Source organism: Pseudomonas sp. H1_D04, assembly GCF_054683855.1.
On sequence record NZ_CP162826.1, the window covers coordinates 1,159,134 to 1,178,065 of the forward strand.

The window sequence follows — 18,932 nt, forward strand, 5'->3', positions numbered from 1 at the left end:
CGAATGGGGATCAGAGCAGCACCACGTCGTATTGTTCCTGGGAATACATGGTTTCAACCTGGAAACGAATCGTCCGCCCAATAAATCCTTCCAGCTCGGCAACGTTGCCGGACTCTTCGTCCAGCAGCCGGTCGACCACTTTCTGATTGGCAAGCACTCTATAACCTTCGGCCTGATAGGCCCGCGCCTCTCGTAAGATTTCCCGGAAAATCTCGTAGCAAACCGTTTCGGGGGTCTTTAACTTACCCCGTCCCTGGCAACTGCTGCACGGTTCGCATAGCACCTGCTCAAGGCTTTCACGGGTGCGCTTGCGCGTCATCTGCACAAGGCCCAGCTCGGTAATACCGATGATATTGGTCTTGGCGTGATCGCGCTCGAGCTGCTTCTCCAGGGTGCGCAGCACCTGACGCTGGTGGTCTTCATCTTCCATGTCGATAAAGTCGATGATGATGATGCCGCCCAGGTTGCGCAGGCGCAGTTGGCGCGCAATCGCAGTAGCGGCCTCAAGGTTGGTCTTGAAGATGGTCTCTTCGAGATTGCGATGGCCAACGAAAGCGCCAGTGTTGACGTCAATGGTGGTCATAGCTTCCGCCGGGTCCACCACAAGATAGCCCCCGGACTTGAGCGGGACCTTGCGCTCCAGGGCCTTCTGGATTTCGTCTTCGACGCCATACAGGTCGAAGATCGGCCGCTCGCCAGGGTAGTGTTCCAAGCGGTCAGCAATTTCCGGCATCAACTCGGCAACAAATTGCGTGGTTCGCTGGAAGGTTTCCCGCGAGTCGATACGAATTTTCTCGATCTTGGGGCTGACCAGGTCGCGCAACGTGCGCAGCGCCAGGCCCAGGTCTTCATAGATGACGCTTGGCGCACCGATGGTTTTGATCTGTGCGCCGATCTGATCCCACAGACGCCGCAGGTAGCGGATGTCCATTAGGATTTCATCAGCACCCGCGCCTTCAGCGGCAGTACGCAGAATAAAACCGCCCGCCTCTTTGATGCCTTCGGCGGCCACACAGTCGCTGACCACCTTTTTCAGGCGCTCGCGCTCAGCCTCATCTTCGATCTTCAGCGAAATGCCGACGTGGGCAGTACGCGGCATGTACACCAGGTAACGCGACGGAATCGACAGCTGGGTGGTCAGGCGTGCGCCCTTGGAACCGATGGGGTCCTTGGTGACTTGCACCACCAGGCTCTGCCCTTCATGTACCAGGGCGCTGATGCTTTCTACCGCTGGCCCTTCGCGCAGGGAAATTTCCGACGCGTGGATAAACGCAGCGCGGTCCAGGCCTATGTCGACAAAAGCCGCCTGCATGCCCGGCAACACCCGCACTACTTTGCCTTTATAGATATTGCCCACGATCCCGCGTTTCTGGGTGCGCTCAACGTGCACTTCTTGCAGAACACCGTTCTCTACCACCGCCACGCGCGATTCCATCGGCGTGATATTGATCAGAATCTCTTCACTCATGGCTGGGTCTCGTTCAGGCGTTTTCACAATAGTGACCGATCGCTTAAGGCTGGGCGCTGATGCAAGGCGTTTAGCGCACGGTAAGGTTTTGCCAACAGGGTATGCCGAATTGGTCGAGCAGTTGCGCGGTTTCGCACACCGGCAGCCCTACTACGGCGGAATAGCTGCCATTGAGGCCCGCGACAAACACCGAGCCAAGCCCTTGAATAGCATAGCCGCCCGCCTTGTCCTGGGGTTCGCCACTGTGCCAGTAGGCTGTCGCTTGTTCGACAGTGATCCCACAAAAACGTACACGACTGCTTACACATTGGGTTTCGCAGCGCTGGCCATCGGTGAGCGCGATGGCGGTGAGCACCTCATGCTCACGTCCAGACAAGGCCATCAACATCGCCAGGGCATCGGCCTGGTCTACCGGCTTACCGAGGATCTGACCGTCCACGATCACTGCCGTGTCGGCACCCAGCACACAAGCACCCAATGGATGATCAAGCGCAGCAAATCCGGCCAACGCCTTGCCGCGCGCAAGACGCTCGACGTAGGCAACAGCTGATTCATTGGTAAGAGGAGTTTCATCGATAGCGGCGCTGACCACGGTGAAAGGCACACCGATCTGGGTCAGCAATTCACGCCGTCTTGGGGAGCCCGAGGCCAGATAAAGCGAATTCATTGCAGACTCTCCCTGTGGGGTTCGATAACCAGGCAGAGCCTCGCAATCCATTCAATTGATTTTATAGCGTCGACGTAACCCACGCAGACCGAAACTGATCCAGGGCCACAACAGCGCACTGACCAAAGCTGGCAAAACCAGCGCCAGGGTCGGCTGACGGTTACCGGTCAAGGCACTGAGCCACAGTTGTACCAACTGCGCCAGGCCGAAGATCACCAGAATCACCAGGCACTGCTGCCACATCGGGAACATGCGCAAACGCTGCTGCAACGACAGCACCAGAAAGGTGATGAGGGTCAGGATCAACGCGTTCTGGCCCAGCAAGGTGCCATATAGCACATCTTCCGCCAAGCCCAGGAACATGGCTGTGACCATGCCCACTTTATGCGGCAGGTTCAGTGACCAGAAGGCCAGCAGCAATGCCAGCCAGAGCGGTCGCAAGATTTCCATGAATTGCGGCAGCGGTGAAACGCTGAGCAGCAGTCCAATGGCGAACGTCAACCAAACGATCCAGCCATTGCTCGAATGAGTACTGGCCATTATTCCTCCCTCTGCCGCGTGGTAGCCGCAGCTGCGGCTGGAGGCTTCGTAGCGGGCGTCGTGGTGGCAGGCGTGCTGACCGGCGGTTTCGCTGCGGCCGGTTTCACCGGATGCGCGTTATGGGCCGCGGGCTTGACCGGCGTGGCCACGGGCGCTGCAACTGCTGGAGTTGCCGCCGGAACAACGGGAGTCGCCGCGGCGGGCTTGGGTACGGTCGCTGGAACCACCGGCGCCGTGCCGTTTTTCTTGTCTTCCGCCTCCTGGGCCTGGGCGGCGTCGTTGGCGCGCTCTTCCGGGGTGCGGTTATCGCTGAACACCAGCAGCAGGTAGCGGCTGCGGTTCAAGGCGGCAGTGGGCACGGCGCGTACAATGGCGAAGGGCTGACCGGAATCGTGGATCACTTCCTTAACTGTCGCTACCGGGTAACCCGCGGGGAACCGCTGACCTAGACCGGAGCTGACCAACAGGTCGCCTTCCTTGATGTCGGCGGTGTCGGCGACGTGACGCAGTTCCAGGCGCTCGGGGTTGCCGGTGCCGCTGGCAATCGCGCGCAAGCCGTTACGGTTCACTTGCACCGGAATGCTGTGGGTCGTGTCCGTCAGCAGCAGAACCCGCGATGTGTAGGGCATCAGCTCTACTACTTGCCCCATGAGGCCACGGGCATCCAGTACCGGCTGCCCGAGGACCACACCGTCGCGCTCACCCTTGTTGATGATGATGCGGTGAGTAAAGGGATTCGGGTCCATGCCGATCAACTCGGCCACTTCGACCTTCTCGTTGACCAGTGCCGAAGAATTGAGCAGCTCGCGCAGCCGAACGTTCTGCTCCGTGAGGGCCGCGAGCTTTTGCATGCGCCCCTGCAAAAGCAGGTTTTCAGTCTTGAGTTTTTCGTTTTCGGCGACGAGCTCGGTGCGGCTGCCAAATTGGCTGGACACGCCCTGGAACAGACGTTGCGGCAGGTCGGTGATCCAGTAAGTCTGCATCAACACCAGCGACATCTGGCTACGCACCGGCTTGAGCAGTGAGAAGCGGGCATCGACCACCATCAGCGCGACCGAAAGCACGACCAGCACCAATAAGCGCACGCCCAATGAGGGGCCTTTGGCGAAAAGCGGTTTAATAAGCCGCTCCTCCCAGGCAAATGTTCTCTTTATTCATACGGCATCTAACCGGCCTGGATGCAGATTGAAGAAGATAAACGCCGACAGGCAGCACTGAGAAGTGCTGCCTGCGGGCGAAACATGGCGCAACCAACGAGCTTATTCGCTGGAAAGCAGGTCCATGGTGTGTTTATCCATCATTTCCAGTGCACGACCACCGCCACGCGCAACGCAGGTCAGCGGGTCTTCGGCGACGATCACCGGCAGGCCGGTTTCCTGGGCCAGCAACTTGTCGAGGTCACGCAACAGGGCGCCACCACCGGTCAGCACCAGGCCTCGCTCGGCGATATCGGAAGCCAGCTCCGGCGGCGATTGCTCCAGGGCGCTCTTCACAGCCTGAACGATGGTGGCCAGGGACTCTTGCAGAGCTTCCAGCACTTCATTGGAGTTCAGGGTGAAGGCACGTGGAACGCCTTCGGCCAGGTTGCGACCGCGAACATCGACTTCGCGAACTTCGCCGCCCGGGTAAGCGGTACCGATTTCCTGCTTGATGCGCTCGGCGGTGGATTCGCCGATCAGGCTGCCGTAGTTACGACGAACGTAAGTGATGATCGCTTCGTCGAAACGGTCGCCGCCTACGCGTACGGATTCGGCATACACCACACCGTTCAGGGAAATCAGGGCGATCTCGGTAGTACCACCACCGATATCCACCACCATCGAACCGCGAGCTTCTTCAACCGGCAGGCCGGCACCGATCGCAGCAGCCATTGGCTCTTCGATCAGGAATACTTCGCGGGCACCGGCGCCAAGGGCCGATTCACGGATGGCACGACGCTCAACCTGGGTGGACTTGCATGGAACGCAGATCAGCACACGAGGGCTGGGCTGCAGGAAACTGTTTTCGTGAACCTTGTTGATGAAGTACTGCAGCATCTTCTCGCAGACACTGAAGTCGGCGATCACGCCGTCTTTCATCGGACGAATGGCAGCAATATTGCCAGGTGTGCGGCCGAGCATGCGCTTGGCCTCGGTGCCAACGGCAACGACACTTTTCTGATTACCATGGGTCCGAATGGCCACAACCGATGGCTCATTCAGAACGATACCGCGCTCGCGCACGTAAATAAGGGTGTTGGCAGTGCCCAGGTCAATGGAAAGATCGCTGGAAAACATGCCACGCAGTTTCTTGAACATGGGGAAAGGACCCTAGGCAACGCGTGGGTAAAAAAGTGCGGCAAACTCTAACAACGACAGGGATTTTGGGCAAGGCGCCAATGTGCTAAATTGGCCGACTTTCTGTGCACCAACCCCCACAATCGCGGCCTTATGACCGTAGAAATGCGGTAGTGTTCCGACAATCTAACACACGGACAGCCTCCGTTCTGTTTTCCACAGGAGATTCCCATGGCGCTTGAACGCTCCGACGTGGAAAAAATCGCGCATCTGGCCTCGCTTGGCCTCAATGACGCCGATCTTCCACAGACCACCGCAGCCCTGAACAGCATTCTCGGGCTGGTTGACCAAATGCAGGCCGTAAACACCGACGGCATCGAGCCCCTGGCTCACCCGCTGGAAGCGAGCCAGCGCCTGCGCGCAGACGTCGTGACCGAGCGCAATAATCGCGAGGCCTACCAGTCCATCGCGCCAGCGGTCGAAAACGGCCTGTACCTGGTTCCGAAAGTCATCGACTAAAGGGAAAGAGCCTGCAATGCATCACATGACTCTGGCCGAGATCGCCCGCGGTCTCGCCGACAAAACGTTTTCTTCCGAAGAGCTGACCAAGACCCTGCTGGCGCGTATCGCCGAGCTCGATCCCAAGGTCAACAGCTTCATCAGCATCACCGAAGAGCTGGCCCTGAGCCAGGCCAAGGCCGCCGACGTACGTCGCGCCAACGGTGAAAATGGCGCGCTGCTGGGCGCACCTATCGCCCACAAAGACCTGTTCTGCACCCAGGGTATTCGCACCAGTTGCGGCTCGAAGATGCTCGACAACTTTAAAGCGCCTTACGACGCCACCGTGGTATCCAAGCTGGCCGCTGCTGGGGCCGTGACCCTGGGCAAAACCAACATGGACGAATTCGCCATGGGTTCGGCCAACGAGTCGAGCTACTACGGCGCGGTGAAAAACCCGTGGAACCTGGAACACGTGCCGGGCGGTTCGTCCGGTGGTTCCGCCGCCGCCGTTGCCGCGCGCCTCCTCCCGGCCGCCACGGCCACTGACACCGGCGGCTCCATTCGCCAACCAGCCGCCTTCACCAACCTCACCGGTTTGAAGCCGACTTACGGTCGCGTTTCCCGTTGGGGCATGATCGCCTACGCATCCAGCCTCGATCAGGGCGGCCCTCTGGCCCGCACCGCCGAAGACTGCGCGATTTTGTTACAAGGTATGGCTGGCTTTGATCCGCAGGACTCCACAAGCATCGATGAGCCAGTCCCGGACTACAGCAGCAGCCTGAATACCTCGCTCAAAGGCCTGCGCATCGGCGTGCCGAAGGAATACTTCAGCGCCGGTCTCGACCCGCGTATCGCCGAATTGGTGCACAACAGCGTCAAGACGCTGGAAGGCCTGGGCGCCGTGATCAAGGAAATCAGCCTGCCGAACAACCAGCACGCCATTCCTGCGTACTACGTGATCGCGCCGGCGGAAGCTTCGTCCAACCTGTCGCGTTTCGACGGCGTGCGCTTCGGCTACCGCTGCGAAAACCCGAAGGACCTGACCGACCTGTACAAACGCTCCCGTGGCGAAGGTTTCGGCGCCGAAGTTCAACGCCGCATTATGGTCGGTGCCTACGCCCTGTCGGCCGGCTACTACGACGCGTACTACCTCAAGGCGCAAAAAATCCGTCGCCTGATCAAGAACGACTTCATGGCTGCCTTTGAAGAAGTCGACGTGATCCTCGGCCCAACCACGCCGAACCCGGCCTGGAAGATCGGCGCCAAGACCGGCGACCCGATTGCCGAGTACCTGGAAGACCTCTACACCATCACCGCCAACCTCGCGGGCTTGCCGGGCTTGTCCATGCCCGCCGGCTTCGTCGATGGCCTGCCGGTGGGCGTGCAACTGCTCGCGCCGTACTTCCAAGAAGGCCGCCTGCTCAATGTGGCGCACCAGTACCAGTTGAACACCGACTGGCACACTCGCACCCCTACCGGCTTCTGAGGAGAACACTATGCAATGGGAAGTTGTGATCGGGCTGGAGATTCATACCCAGCTCGCCACCCAATCGAAGATTTTCTCCGGTAGCGCTACCACGTTCGGCTCCGAGCCCAACACCCAGGCGAGCCTGGTAGACCTGGGCATGCCCGGCGTATTGCCGGTGCTGAACCAGGAAGCGGTACGCATGGCGGTGATGTTCGGCCTGGCGATTGACGCCGAGATCGGTCAGCACAACGTGTTCGCGCGCAAAAACTACTTCTACCCGGACCTGCCCAAGGGCTACCAGATCAGCCAGATGGAACTGCCAATTGTCGGCAAGGGCTACCTGGACATCCCGTTGGAAGACGGCACCATCAAGCGTGTCGGCGTGACCCGTGCGCACCTTGAAGAAGACGCTGGCAAGAGCCTGCATGAAGAATTCAACGGCGCCACCGGGATCGACCTGAACCGCGCCGGCACTCCGCTACTGGAGATCGTGTCCGAGCCGGACATGCGCAGCGCCAAGGAAGCCGTGGCCTACGTCAAGACCATCCACGCGCTGGTCCGCTACCTGGGCATCTGCGACGGCAACATGGCAGAAGGCTCACTGCGCTGTGACTGCAACGTGTCGGTGCGGCCAAAAGGCCAGGCCGAGTACGGCACCCGCTGCGAGATCAAGAACGTCAACTCGTTCCGCTTTATCGAGAAGGCGATCAACACCGAAGTACGTCGCCAGATCGAACTGATCGAAGACGGCGGCAAGGTGATCCAGCAGACCCGCCTGTACGACCCTAACAAAGACGAAACCCGCGCCATGCGCAGCAAAGAGGAAGCCAACGACTACCGTTACTTCCCCGATCCGGACCTGTTGCCGGTGGTGCTTGAGGATTCGTTCCTCAATGACATCCGCGCAACCCTGCCGGAGTTGCCTCCGCAAAAACGCGAGCGCTTCCAGGAGCAGTTCGGCCTGTCGGTCTACGATGCCAGCGTATTGGCGTCCAGCCGCGAGCAAGCCGACTACTTCGAAAAAGTCGTGAGCATTGCCGGTGACGCCAAGCTGGCGGCCAACTGGGTGATGGTTGAGCTGGGCAGCCTGCTGAACAAGCAGGGCCTGGAAATCGACGAAGCCCCGGTGACCGCCGAGCAGTTGGGCGGCATGCTGCTGCGCATCAAGGACAACACCATCTCCGGCAAAATCGCCAAGACCGTGTTTGAAGCCATGGCGAGCGGTGAAGGCAGCGCCGACGAGATCATCGAGAAGCGCGGTCTGAAGCAAGTCACCGACAGCGGCGCAATCTCGGCGGTGCTGGATGAGATGCTGGCGGCCAACGCCGAACAGGTCGAGCAATACCGAGCGGCAGACGAAGCCAAGCGCGGCAAGATGTTCGGCTTCTTTGTCGGCCAGGCCATGAAAGCCTCCAAAGGCAAGGCCAACCCGCAACAGGTGAACGAACTGCTGAAAAGCAAGCTCGAAGGCTGAATGCGATGAATGGTCCGGTTGAGAATTCACGCTTAACTCGGACCCGCTGTGGGAGGGGCTTGCCCCCGATGGCGGAGTGTCAGTCATTACTGTTTTGACTGAATCACCGCTATCGGCGACGAGCCCCCTCCCATATTTGTGATGGGGGCACCTTGATAATGAAGCGTCTATTAGGCCTATGCGCCCTGTTTTCACTACTGGCCGGCTGCGCCAGCGGCCTCATCAACCCCAACGGCTACGACGAAACCGGCACCGCCTCCTATTACGGCGCCCGGCACCATGGCAAGAAAACAGCCAGCGGTGAACCTTTCAACCAGAACGCCCTGACCGCCGCCCACCGGCAATTGCCCTTCGGCACCCAGGTCAAGGTTACTAATCTCGACAACGACAAATCCGTCGTTGTGCGCATCAATGATCGCGGCCCGCATACCCGCGGGCGCTTGATTGATCTTTCACGCAAGGCTGCCGAGCAACTGGGTATGCTGAGCAGCGGCACTGCACGGGTTCGCGTGCAAGCCCTGAGCAACTGAAGACGGAGCCCTGGCCATTTTCGGATTAACCGCCCTCTCGCCCTGGAGCCTGCTCGAACTGGTCAGCGGGCTTGTGCTGCTGATCATCGGCGCCGAAATCCTGGTGCGCGCCGCGGTGCGCCTGGCGGCCAGCCTCAAAGTGCGACCGTTAATCATCGGCCTGACGATCGTGGCCTTCGGCAGCAGCGCGCCACAGATGACCGTCAGCCTGCAGGCCACCCTGGCCGGCAATACCGACATCGCCGTGGGCAGCGTAATCGGCAGCAGCATCTTCAACATCCTGGTGACCCTTGGCCTGTCGGCGCTGATCATCCCCTTGCGAGTCTCGCGTCAGTTGGTACGCCTGGATATACCGGTAATGATCCTCGCCGGCCTGCTGGTGTTTACCCTTGCAGCCAATGAAGAACTGACGCCGCTCGATGGTCTTCTGCTGCTGATTGCTTTGATGGCCTACCTTGGCGTGCTGCACTACCAGACCCGACACTCGCGGCGTCCACGCACGCTGGACACCGTGACCCAGGCGCCCTGGCTGAGCAGTGTATTGCTGATGCTCGGCGGTTTTCTGATCCTGGTGCTAGCCGGCCACCTGCTGCTCGGTGCGGCGGTGGACGTGGCCAGCGACCTGGGTTTGTCGGAACGCATCATCGGCCTGACGCTTATCGGCGTCGGTACCTCGCTGCCGTGCCTCGCGACCTCACTGATTGCCGCCCTGCGCGGCCAGCGAGAAATTGCCGTGGGCAACGTGATCGGCAGCAACCTGTTCAACCTGCTGGGCGTGTTGGGTCTAACCGCGCTGCTGGCGCCATCGCCACTGTCGGTGTCGCCCAACGCCCTGGATTTCGACCTGCCGGTGATGCTCGGCGTGGTGGTGCTGTGCCTGCCGGTGTTTTATACCGGATACCGCGTCACCCGCGCCGAAGGTCTGGTATTGCTGGGCCTGTACCTGGCGTATGGGCTGCACGTGATGTCGTTTACCACCGGCATGCCCCTGGCCAACAAGCTTGAACAATTGATGCTGTATTACGTCCTGCCAGCGCTGGTGGTGATCCTGCTATTCACCTCGCTGCGCGCCTGGCGCCGCCAACACAAGAGGGAATCGAAATGACCGATCAAAAAAAGCCCGGGGTTGAGATGCGTCGCCAGGTCATGGGCGATGTATTCGTCGACCGCGCCCTGGGCAACGCCACCGACTTCACCCAGCCGCTGCAGGATTTCGTCAATGAACATGCGTGGGGCAGTGTGTGGAACCGCGAAGGTTTGCCGCTGAAGACGCGCAGCCTGATCACCCTCGCCGCCCTCACCGCGCTCAAGTGCCCGCAGGAGCTCAAAGGCCATGTGCGTGGCGCGTTGAACAACGGCTGTACTGTGGAGGAAATTCGCGAAGCGCTGCTGCATTGCGCGGTGTATGCCGGTGTACCGGCTGCGATTGATGCGTTCCGCGCGGCCCAGGAAGTGATCGACAGCTACCAGAAGGAAGGCTAGATCCAGCCACCCGCCTGCAATACGAAAATCCCAATATTCGTGGTCACTGCCGCCATCAGCGTAGTGATCACGATAATCGCCGCCGCCAGCTCATGATTCCCCTCGGCCGCCCTGGCCATCACGAAACTTGCAGCGGCCGTCGGCGCGCCGAAGTACAGGAACAGAATCCCCAACTCCGGACCGCGAAAGCCCAGCAGCCACGCGCCCAAGGTCGCGACAACCGGCAACCAGACCATCTTCATCAAGCTCGCGCTCAGCGCCATATTGCCGCTCTTGCGCAACGCCGCCAGTGACAAAGTGCCGCCAATGCAAATCAAGGCCAGCGGCAAGGTGGTATCCGCCAGGTACTGCATGGATTTTTCCAGCCAGCCCGGCAGGCCAATCTGAAAAAACGCGAACGGCGCCGCCACGATGACGCTGATGATCAGCGGGTTGGCCACCACACTTTTGCAGATACTCCACGGGTCGGACTTGATCACCGGGCTGTACACCGCCAGCACGATGGTCGACAGGGTGTTGTAGAACAGGATGACCAGCGCCGCGAGAATCGCGCCGAGGGAAATACCGTAGTCGCCGTACATGCTGGCGGCCAGGGCCAGACCGATCACCCCGTTATTGCCGCGAAACGCGCCCTGGGTGTAGATGCCCCGGTCTTCACGCTTGCAGCGAAAAATCGCCCAGCCCCAGGCCAGGGCAAAGCTCGCCAGCGTGGCGACGGCAAAATAGATCAGCAAACCCGGCTTGAGCGCCGAGTGCAGGTCGGCATGCAGAATGCCCAGGAACAGCAACGCCGGCATGGTGACGTTGAACACCAGGGACGAAGCCGTGTGGATAAAGTTGTCGTTGATCCAGTTGATGCGCTTGAGCAGCACACCCAGGAACAGCATGGCAAATACCGGCGCGGTGATGGTGAGGGTGGTGAGGAAGATAGCCAGCATGCCGGGGAGAACCTTGGTGAGCGTCGTTAGGTGGCTAATGATAAGCCATACAGCCCAACGGCGCCCGGTAGACCGCTATCGGGGGCAAGTCGAATCGTCGCACCGCCCCTCCCACACTCGACCGCATTCCTACAGGATAAACGCGGTCAAACTGTGGGAGGGGCCTTGCTCCCGATGCAGGCGACTCGGTCTCAGGTAATCGGCGCCGGGTTAAACAACGTGATGTCGTTATGCAGCTTGTGATGCTCCGCCCAGGTCTTTTTCTTACCGCTGGCCACATCCAGATAGAAGTGGAACAACTCCCAACCCAGCTCCTCGATACTCGCACGCCCGGTAGCGATGCGCCCGGCGTCGATATCGATGAGGTCCGGCCAGCGCTGCGCCAGCTCCGTACGGGTCGACACCTTCACCACCGGCGCCATTGCCAGCCCGTACGGCGTGCCACGCCCGGTGGTAAACACATGCAGGTTCATCCCCGCCGCCAATTGCAGCGTACCGCAGACAAAGTCGCTGGCCGGCGTCGCACAAAAAATCAGGCCCTTGCTCTTGAAGCGCTCACCCGGACCCAGCACGCCGTTGATCGCGCTGCTGCCGGACTTGACGATGGAACCCAGGGACTTCTCGACAATATTCGACAACCCGCCCTTCTTGTTGCCCGGCGTGGTATTGGCGCTGCGATCTGCTTCGCCTTTGGCCAGGTAACGGTCGTACCAGTCCATTTCCCTGACCAACTCCTCGGCAACTTCCTTTGTTTGCGCACGAGAAGTCAGCAGGTAGATGGCATCGCGTACTTCGGTCACTTCGGAAAACATAACCGTCGCCCCAGCCCGCAACAACAAGTCAGAGGCGTAACCCAGCGCGGGGTTGGCGGTGATGCCGGAAAACGCATCACTGCCGCCGCACTGCATACCCAGGATCAGTTCGGATGCCGGCACGGTTTCCCGGCGGCGCTGGTCGAGCTTCTTCAGGCGGACTTCGGCCAAGTCCATGATCTGCTCGATCATCTCGGTAAAGCCGTGGCTGGAATCCTGCAACCGATACAGCCACGGCTCGCTCAGGTCGACCGAGCTGTCGTTGTCGTGCATCACCTGCCCGGCCTGCAATTTCTCGCACCCCAGGCTGATCACCAGGGCTTCGCCGCCCAGGTTCGGGTTGCGCGCCAGGTTGCGTACGGTACGGATCGGGATGTACGCATCTGTCGCCGTGATCGCCACCCCGCAGCCGTAGCTGTGGGTCAGCGCCACTACGTCATCGACGTGTGGGTACTTGGGCAGCAATTCGTCCTTGATGCGCTTGACCGCATGGTCCAGCACCCCGGTCACACACTGCACCGTGGTGGTGATGCCAAGGATGTTACGCGTGCCCACAGTACCGTCGGCGTTGCGATAGCCCTCGAAGGTAAACCCCTCCAGCGGTGCCTGGGTTTCGGGCACCTCGGTGGACAGCGGCAAGCTGTCCAGCGGTGGCGCGGTCGGCATGCGCAATTGATCTTCCTGGACCCAACTGCCGCGCGGAATCGGCGCCAGGGCGTAACCGATGGTCTGGCCGTAGCGAATAATCTGACCGCCTTCGGGGATGTCTTCCAGGGTCACTTTATGGCTCTGGGGGATGAAATCCACGGTCACCAGGCCGTCCGGAAACTCGGTACCGGCCGGTACGCCCTGGTCATTGACCACGATCACTACGTTGTCGCGCTCATGCAAACGAATGGAACGCGGCGAGTCGGCATGTTCAATCAACTGCATCACGGGGCCCCTCAGGAATGCGCTTCGGTTAGGTTGGTCAACTCTGGCCCCTTGGTTGGCGGCTCTTTGAGTACTACACGTTTGATCGGACCGACGATGACCAGATAGCTGAACACCGCTACCAGTGCATTGGCGCCGACAAACACCAGGGCCCATTTAAAGGAACCGGTGGTGCTGATGATGTAGCCGATCACGATAGGCGTGGTGATAGAAGCCAGGTTACCGAAGGTGTTGAACAAGCCACCACTGAGACCGGCGATTTGTTTCGGCGAGGTGTCGGACACCACCGCCCAACCCAGTGCGCCAACGCCTTTGCCAAAGAAGGCCAAGGCCATGAAGCCCACCACCATCCATTCAACGTCGACGTAGTTACACGCGATGATGCTGCTGGAGACCAGCAAGCCCGCAATGATCGGCGCCTTGCGGGCGAACGTCAGCGAATGGCCTTTGCGCAGCAGGTAGTCGGAAATGACCCCACCCAACACGCCACCGATAAACCCGCAGATCGCCGGTAACGAGGCGATGAAACCGGCCTTGAGGATGGTCATGCCACGGTCCTGCACCAGGTACACCGGGAACCAGGTCAGGAAGAAGTAAGTGATGCCATTGATGCAGTACTGGCCCAGGTACACGCCTAACATCATGCGGTTGGTCAGCAACTGGCGGATGTAATCCCACTTCGGCCCGTCGGTTTTCTTACCCTTGCCTTTGTCCTGATCCATATCGACCATCGCGCCATTGGCAGCGATGTGGTTGAGCTCAGCTTCGTTGATCATCGGGTGCTGGCGCGGGCTGTGGATCACTTTCAGCCAGATCAGCGAGAACACGATGCCGATCACGCCCATCACGATAAACACGTGCTGCCAGCCAAAGCGGTAGACGATCCAGCCCATCAGCGGCGCGAACAACACCGTGGCGAAGTACTGCGCCGAGTTGAAGATCGCCGAGGCCGTACCGCGCTCGGCGGTGGGGAACCAGGCCGCCACAATCCGAGCGTTACCCGGGAAGGAAGGCGCTTCGGCCAGGCCCACCATAAAGCGCAGCATGAACAGCGCAACAACCGCGGTGGATACACCGAACTCACCGACATAGCCTTGCAGCACGGTGAACAGTGACCAGGTGAAGATGCTCAGGGCGTAGACTTTTTTCGAGCCGAATCGGTCCAGCAGCCAGCCACCGGGAATTTGCCCGGCCACGTAGGCCCAACCGAATGCAGAGAAGATATAACCGAGGGTGACCGCGTCGATGCCGAGGTCTTTCTGCAGGCTGGAGCCTGCGATGGCGATGGTGGCCCGGTCGGCGTAGTTGATCGTGGTCACCAGGAACAGCATGAGCAGGATCAAATAGCGGACGTGAGTCGGCTTGGTCGCTTGCATGTAGAAGTACTCCCACTAATTATTTTTTTTGCGGGTAATAGTTTTGTGTTTTTAGCGTGGGAGCCGGCAGGCGTCCGGCCCCCACTGGGTGCAGCGTCTTACGAGCCGATGTAGCTGGTTTTCACCACTGTGTAGAACTCTTGTGCATAGCGACCTTGCTCCCGCGAGCCATAGGACGAGCCTTTACGGCCACCGAACGGAACGTGGTAATCCACGCCTGCCGTGGGCAGGTTGACCATCACCATCCCAGCCTGGGAGTGGCGCTTGAAGTGGTTGGCGTATTTCAACGATGTGGTCGCAATGCCCGCCGACAAACCGAATTCGGTGTCGTTGGCCATGGCCAGTGCCGCCTCGTAGTCCGCAACGCGCACAACGTTTGCCACTGGACCGAAAATTTCTTCACGGCTGATGCGCATGGCGGCTTCGCTGTCGGCAAACAGCGTCGGCGCCAAGTAGTAACCCTCGGTGTCACACGTCACCAGGCCGCCACCGCTGACCAGCCGCGCGCCTTCGCTTTGGCCGATGTCGATGTATTTCAGGTCCTGATCCAACTGAGCCTGGGAAACCACCGGACCGATGTCGGTACCGCTTTTCAACGCGTGGCCAACCTTGATCGACTTCATGCGCTCGGCCATGGCCGCGACGAACTGGTCGTGAATACCAGCGGTGACGATCAAACGGCTGGACGCGGTGCAACGCTGGCCAGTGGAGTAGAACGCGCTCTGTACCGACAGCTCGACAGCTTGCTTGAGGTCGGCGTCGTCGAGAATGATCTGCGGATTCTTGCCGCCCATTTCCAACTGCACTTTGGCCTGGCGCGACACGCAGCTGACGGCGATCTGACGGCCCACACCGACGGAGCCGGTGAAGCTGATGCCGTCGACTTTCGGGCTGTTGACCAGCACGTCGCCTACCACGCGGCCGCTGCCCATCACCAGATTGAACACACCGGCAGGGAAACCGGCGCGGGAGATAATTTCTGCGAGGGCCCAGGCGCAGCCCGGTACCAGTTCGGCCGGCTTGATGACTACGCAGTTGCCGTAAGCAAGCGCCGGGGCGATCTTCCATGCAGGAATGGCGATCGGGAAGTTCCACGGCGTGATCAGGCCGACCACACCGAGCGCTTCACGGGTGACTTCAACGTTGACACCCGGGCGTACCGACGGCACGTAGTCGCCGGACAAACGCAGGCACTCACCGGCGAAGAACTTGAAAATGTTACCGGCGCGGGTCACTTCGCCGATGGCTTCAGGCAAGGTCTTGCCCTCTTCCCGGGCCAGCAGGGTGCCGAGCTCTTCACGGCGCGCGAGGATTTCGCTGCCAACTTTATCCAACGCATCATGACGCGCCTGGATACCGGACGTGGACCACGCCGGAAATGCTGCGCGGGCGGCGTCGATGGCAGCGTTGACTTGAGTGACGTTAGCCTTGGCGTATTCGCCAATGACATCAGACAACTCCGAGGGATTGAGGTTGGTGCAGTAGTCGGCGCCGGTTACCCATTGGCCGTTGATGTAGTTTTCGTAACGTTGGACTTGGGACACGAATCTTCTCCTGACGCAAAAGGCCGCTGATTACTCAGCGGCCTTGTGAATGGGTTATTGCGGACCTTGCTTGTCGATCAGCGCGGCCAGGGCTTCGTATTCTTCCGGCAGCAAGTCGGTCAGCGGCGTACGCACTGGGCCTGCGTCATAGCCAGCGATTTTTGCGCCTGCCTTGACGATACTCACGGCATAGCCGGACTTGCGGTTACGGATGTCCAGGTAAGGCAGGAAGAAGTCGTCGATGATCTTGGCGACGGTGGCGTGATCATCCTTGGCAATAGCGTGATAGAAGTCCATCGCGGTTTTCGGGATGAAGTTGAACACCGCCGAGGAGTACACCGGCACGCCCAGAGCCTTGTAGGCAGCGGCGTAAACCTCTGCAGTCGGCAGGCCGCCGAGGTAGCTGAAACGATCGCCCAGACGACGGCGGATCGACACCATCAACTCGATATCACCCAGGCCATCCTTGTAGCCGATCAGGTTCGGGCAGCGCTCGGCCAAACGCTCCAGCAACGGAGCGGTCAGGCGGCACACGTTACGGTTGTAGACCACCACACCGATTTTCACCGATTTGCACACCGCTTCAACGTGGGCTGCAACGCCGTCCTGACTGGCTTCGGTGAGGTAGTGCGGCAGCAACAACAGACCTTTAGCGCCCAGGCGTTCAGCCTCTTGGGCATATTCGATGGCTTGGCGTGTCGAACCGCCAACACCGGCGAGGATCGGCACGCTGGTGGCGCAAGTATCAACAGCGGTCTTTACCACTTGGGAATATTCGCTGGCCGCCAGGGAGAAAAACTCACCCGTGCCGCCTGCGGCGAACAATGCGGTGGCGCCGTAAGGGGCCAGCCATTCAAGACGCTTGATATAGCCCGCTTGGTGGAAGTCACCCTGGGCGTTGAAATCGGTCACCGGGAAAGACAGCAGACCGTGGGAGAGGATGGACTTCAGCTCTTGTGGATTCATTATTCGAACACCCTGGGTAAAGACTTTCTGTCGAAAGATTGTTGTTGGTTTTGGTGATGTCGTACGTCATCGTACAACTATAAAAGGATTCGTCAACTGCAATTCATCGGCCTTCGGTTTAAACGGTGTTGATACAAGCGTTCTTGACGTAGGAAATTTATCCTCTATGCTCGTCAATGCTGTATATACATACAGCAATTAAGGAAGATTCCTACGACATAGCAAGGAGCTAACATGTCAGGTCTTGATCTCGTAGCACCCGAAAAAACTCAACCGATCCTACGTTTCGAAGGTGGCGAACACACCGCCATCGGCGACGACACACTGTTGCGCTTCAATACGAACGCCCCGGCGATTCCCGCCCGGCAAGTCGAACTGCACCTACCCAATGGGCTGGCACTGACTTACGGCCAAGTGATTGCCCTGGGCGGTGACTTCTATGGCATTCCTGGCAAGCCGATCAGCGATGGCGCCTCCCCTGCCGAGCGCGTGCAACGCTTCACCGCCGCCTTTAACTCGCTGGCAGTGTTGCCGGCCTCACGGGATGAAGCAGGAAAGATTCTCGCGGTGATGCAAAAGGAAATCAGCGCGGTCAATCAAGCCATCAAAGATGGCAAACAACCCCATGAAGCCTATGACGCGCTGGGTGATACGTTGTCCGAGGAATGGAACCGAATCACCGGGGGCGGCAGTACGGTATCGGCGCTGGTTCCGCTGGGCCGTTACCTGAAACTGGCGGCGGACAACGCCGATCACTTCGGCGAATGGGCGCTATCGGCCTACCTGGCGGGGCATACGGCAGCGTTGCAACAGGCCGTGATAGCGCATCAAACCGGTACCGATCAGGCACTGGAACTGGCGTATGCCATGAACAGTTTTGCTGATCACTTCTTGACCGATCTGTTTTCCGCCGGCCACTTGCGGGTGCCACGCAAGCAACTGGCGGCGGTGGTCACGCCGGGAGAGTTGGGCTCGCTGATCAGTCGCTTCATGCACGATGAAGACAGCAAATTCGGGCTGAAGGTGCGCAATGCCATGGGTGATGAGTGGCACGCCTATGGAGATAAGCGCTATTTCGATACCGTTGACGCAAACAATCGAGCACAGGTCAAACGCGCCGTTCAGGCATCCGCAGACGAGATCTTTGAGACCTTCATCAGTGGTATCGCGCCCTCCCCGGCCAACTTCAAGGCTCCACTGTATGTGCCGGATTTGAACGCAGCACAGAACCCGGCAAATAACTTTTCGCCATTGTTCAAGATGGAGGGTGACAAAGTGCTGCGCCGCAAGGACGTGAATGACCTGAACGACAAGCATTGGACCAATGATTGGTGGGGGTGGAGTACGTATTTGTTGCTTAAGGACTACAAGCCGAGTCCTCAGACCTAGACAGTACCGCTTGTCGATACTGTGATTTCTAACAGTTATGCACAGTTCATACACGAGGGATAACAAACCTCAGGGGCTAAGGCATTAGCTCCTGAGGCGATTCGCTGTAGCTCTCCTGATACCTGAAGTCGCCGCATCAGGACGTCGCCATGCCCCATTCCGAATATGCCGACAACGGAACTGACACCACGAACATCAAGAGGTCGTAACGTGGCGCAGGTTCCAGTCCGTGCTTGATTCTGCTTCTAGAACTCACACTGAGAAGAGAGGTGCTTCATGAAAACCACTGATGAAATTTTCGGCCTACTGGCATCCGGTTTCGAAGCCAGTCGGGATGAAAAAGATCAAGACTTTGATCCCGATAGGCCTTTGGCTGAGCTGATCGCTGACAAGAAAGAAAGGCTTCGGGTGATCAACTCGTCGATGACGGAGCTTCATTTACAACTGCCTGACGACGTGGCCGAGAAACCAACACTGGACGAATTGGCTGCCTATATCCAATCCAGGCAACAGTCATAGAAAAACGCTGAATGGCACATCGTCACGCTAGACACCCTGATCACCAAGC

At 59.4% G+C, this 18,932-nt stretch carries 18 protein-coding genes; 8 read left to right on the forward strand and 10 right to left on the reverse strand.

Annotation, left to right across the window (positions count from 1 at the left end; all coding sequences use genetic code 11):
- Positions 1 to 10: 10 nt before the first annotated feature.
- From rng to mreB, 5 genes are all read right to left on the reverse strand, one after another.
- A complete protein-coding gene (rng, locus tag AB4N82_RS05395; RefSeq protein WP_032886264.1) occupies positions 11 to 1,468 on the reverse strand; it encodes a ribonuclease G in 1,458 nt (485 codons plus the stop codon).
- A 70-nt stretch (positions 1,469 to 1,538) separates the two neighbouring features.
- Positions 1,539 to 2,135: a Maf family protein gene (locus AB4N82_RS05400; RefSeq protein WP_032886263.1), complete on the reverse strand. Its 597-nt coding sequence runs from the start codon at positions 2,133 to 2,135 to the stop codon at positions 1,539 to 1,541.
- A gap of 51 nt (positions 2,136 to 2,186) precedes the next feature.
- Positions 2,187 to 2,675, reverse strand: coding sequence for a rod shape-determining protein MreD (mreD, locus tag AB4N82_RS05405; RefSeq protein ID WP_032886262.1), 489 nt, complete (start codon positions 2,673 to 2,675; stop codon positions 2,187 to 2,189).
- Positions 2,675 to 3,796: a rod shape-determining protein MreC gene (mreC, locus tag AB4N82_RS05410; protein ID WP_122764737.1), complete on the reverse strand. Its 1,122-nt coding sequence runs from the start codon at positions 3,794 to 3,796 to the stop codon at positions 2,675 to 2,677. Before mreC ends, mreD begins: the two co-directional genes overlap by 1 nt.
- 138 nt (positions 3,797 to 3,934) lie before the next feature.
- Positions 3,935 to 4,972, reverse strand: a complete 1,038-nt coding sequence (gene mreB / locus AB4N82_RS05415) for a rod shape-determining protein MreB (protein ID WP_002555108.1) — start codon at positions 4,970 to 4,972, stop codon at positions 3,935 to 3,937.
- 210 nt (positions 4,973 to 5,182) lie between these two features.
- Here mreB and gatC point away from each other — a divergent pair, with 210 nt between their 5' ends.
- From gatC to AB4N82_RS05445, 6 genes are all read left to right on the forward strand, one after another.
- A complete protein-coding gene (gene gatC, locus AB4N82_RS05420) occupies positions 5,183 to 5,470 on the forward strand; it encodes an Asp-tRNA(Asn)/Glu-tRNA(Gln) amidotransferase subunit GatC (RefSeq protein WP_003188556.1) in 288 nt (95 codons plus the stop codon).
- A gap of 16 nt (positions 5,471 to 5,486) precedes the next feature.
- Entirely contained in the window at positions 5,487 to 6,938 is a 1,452-nt protein-coding gene (gene gatA / locus AB4N82_RS05425) for an Asp-tRNA(Asn)/Glu-tRNA(Gln) amidotransferase subunit GatA (protein WP_122752411.1), read from the forward strand.
- Positions 6,939 to 6,948: 10 nt separating this feature from the next.
- Complete coding sequence (gene gatB / locus AB4N82_RS05430) at positions 6,949 to 8,394, forward strand: Asp-tRNA(Asn)/Glu-tRNA(Gln) amidotransferase subunit GatB (protein WP_032886259.1); 1,446 nt, start codon at positions 6,949 to 6,951, stop codon at positions 8,392 to 8,394.
- A gap of 158 nt (positions 8,395 to 8,552) precedes the next feature.
- The gene (locus AB4N82_RS05435; protein ID WP_032886258.1) at positions 8,553 to 8,924 is read left to right on the forward strand and encodes a septal ring lytic transglycosylase RlpA family protein; all 372 of its coding nucleotides are present in this window, start codon (positions 8,553 to 8,555) and stop codon (positions 8,922 to 8,924) included.
- Positions 8,925 to 8,982: 58 nt separating this feature from the next.
- Positions 8,983 to 10,029, forward strand: coding sequence for a calcium/sodium antiporter (locus AB4N82_RS05440; protein ID WP_122764736.1), 1,047 nt, complete (start codon positions 8,983 to 8,985; stop codon positions 10,027 to 10,029).
- Positions 10,026 to 10,406, forward strand: a complete 381-nt coding sequence (locus tag AB4N82_RS05445) for a carboxymuconolactone decarboxylase family protein (protein WP_032886256.1) — start codon at positions 10,026 to 10,028, stop codon at positions 10,404 to 10,406. Before AB4N82_RS05440 ends, AB4N82_RS05445 begins: the two co-directional genes overlap by 4 nt.
- On the opposite strand, the gene AB4N82_RS05450 is transcribed toward AB4N82_RS05445, so the two are convergent.
- The 5 genes from AB4N82_RS05450 to kdgD form a co-directional block, all read right to left on the reverse strand.
- Positions 10,403 to 11,344 carry an AEC family transporter gene (locus tag AB4N82_RS05450; RefSeq protein WP_032886255.1) on the reverse strand — a complete coding sequence of 314 codons (942 nt, stop codon included), beginning with the start codon at positions 11,342 to 11,344 and terminating at the stop codon, positions 10,403 to 10,405. The two genes, AB4N82_RS05445 and AB4N82_RS05450, sit on opposite strands and share 4 nt — an antisense overlap.
- A gap of 191 nt (positions 11,345 to 11,535) precedes the next feature.
- Complete coding sequence (garD, locus tag AB4N82_RS05455) at positions 11,536 to 13,089, reverse strand: galactarate dehydratase (RefSeq protein WP_032886254.1); 1,554 nt, start codon at positions 13,087 to 13,089, stop codon at positions 11,536 to 11,538.
- Positions 13,090 to 13,100: 11 nt separating this feature from the next.
- Entirely contained in the window at positions 13,101 to 14,465 is a 1,365-nt protein-coding gene (locus AB4N82_RS05460) for an MFS transporter (protein WP_032886253.1), read from the reverse strand.
- A 98-nt stretch (positions 14,466 to 14,563) separates the two neighbouring features.
- Complete coding sequence (locus AB4N82_RS05465) at positions 14,564 to 16,009, reverse strand: aldehyde dehydrogenase family protein (RefSeq protein ID WP_460104579.1); 1,446 nt, start codon at positions 16,007 to 16,009, stop codon at positions 14,564 to 14,566.
- A gap of 54 nt (positions 16,010 to 16,063) precedes the next feature.
- Positions 16,064 to 16,975 carry a 5-dehydro-4-deoxyglucarate dehydratase gene (kdgD, locus tag AB4N82_RS05470; protein ID WP_032886251.1) on the reverse strand — a complete coding sequence of 304 codons (912 nt, stop codon included), beginning with the start codon at positions 16,973 to 16,975 and terminating at the stop codon, positions 16,064 to 16,066.
- Positions 16,976 to 17,209: 234 nt separating this feature from the next.
- On the opposite strand from kdgD, the gene AB4N82_RS05475 reads away from it, so the two are divergent.
- Positions 17,210 to 18,364, forward strand: a complete 1,155-nt coding sequence (locus AB4N82_RS05475; RefSeq protein ID WP_095183833.1) for a phospholipase — start codon at positions 17,210 to 17,212, stop codon at positions 18,362 to 18,364.
- Between the two features lie 276 nt (positions 18,365 to 18,640).
- On the forward strand, positions 18,641 to 18,883 hold the full coding sequence (locus AB4N82_RS05480) for a hypothetical protein (protein ID WP_032886249.1): 243 nt from the start codon (positions 18,641 to 18,643) through the stop codon (positions 18,881 to 18,883).
- Positions 18,884 to 18,932 lie beyond the last annotated feature (49 nt).

Coding starts and splice junctions, on each gene's coding strand:
- rng (WP_032886264.1), bottom strand. CDS start 1,468: ATGAGTGAAGAGATTCTGATCAATATCACGCCGATGGAATCGCGCGTG.
- AB4N82_RS05400 (WP_032886263.1), bottom strand. CDS start 2,135: ATGAATTCGCTTTATCTGGCCTCGGGCTCCCCAAGACGGCGTGAATTG.
- mreD (WP_032886262.1), bottom strand. CDS start 2,675: ATGGCCAGTACTCATTCGAGCAATGGCTGGATCGTTTGGTTGACGTTC.
- mreB (WP_002555108.1), bottom strand. CDS start 4,972: ATGTTCAAGAAACTGCGTGGCATGTTTTCCAGCGATCTTTCCATTGAC.
- gatC (WP_003188556.1), top strand. CDS start 5,183: ATGGCGCTTGAACGCTCCGACGTGGAAAAAATCGCGCATCTGGCCTCG.
- gatA (WP_122752411.1), top strand. CDS start 5,487: ATGCATCACATGACTCTGGCCGAGATCGCCCGCGGTCTCGCCGACAAA.
- gatB (WP_032886259.1), top strand. CDS start 6,949: ATGCAATGGGAAGTTGTGATCGGGCTGGAGATTCATACCCAGCTCGCC.
- AB4N82_RS05435 (WP_032886258.1), top strand. CDS start 8,553: ATGAAGCGTCTATTAGGCCTATGCGCCCTGTTTTCACTACTGGCCGGC.
- AB4N82_RS05445 (WP_032886256.1), top strand. CDS start 10,026: ATGACCGATCAAAAAAAGCCCGGGGTTGAGATGCGTCGCCAGGTCATG.
- AB4N82_RS05450 (WP_032886255.1), bottom strand. CDS start 11,344: ATGCTGGCTATCTTCCTCACCACCCTCACCATCACCGCGCCGGTATTT.
- garD (WP_032886254.1), bottom strand. CDS start 13,089: ATGCAGTTGATTGAACATGCCGACTCGCCGCGTTCCATTCGTTTGCAT.
- AB4N82_RS05460 (WP_032886253.1), bottom strand. CDS start 14,465: ATGCAAGCGACCAAGCCGACTCACGTCCGCTATTTGATCCTGCTCATG.
- kdgD (WP_032886251.1), bottom strand. CDS start 16,975: ATGAATCCACAAGAGCTGAAGTCCATCCTCTCCCACGGTCTGCTGTCT.
- AB4N82_RS05475 (WP_095183833.1), top strand. CDS start 17,210: ATGTCAGGTCTTGATCTCGTAGCACCCGAAAAAACTCAACCGATCCTA.
- AB4N82_RS05480 (WP_032886249.1), top strand. CDS start 18,641: ATGAAAACCACTGATGAAATTTTCGGCCTACTGGCATCCGGTTTCGAA.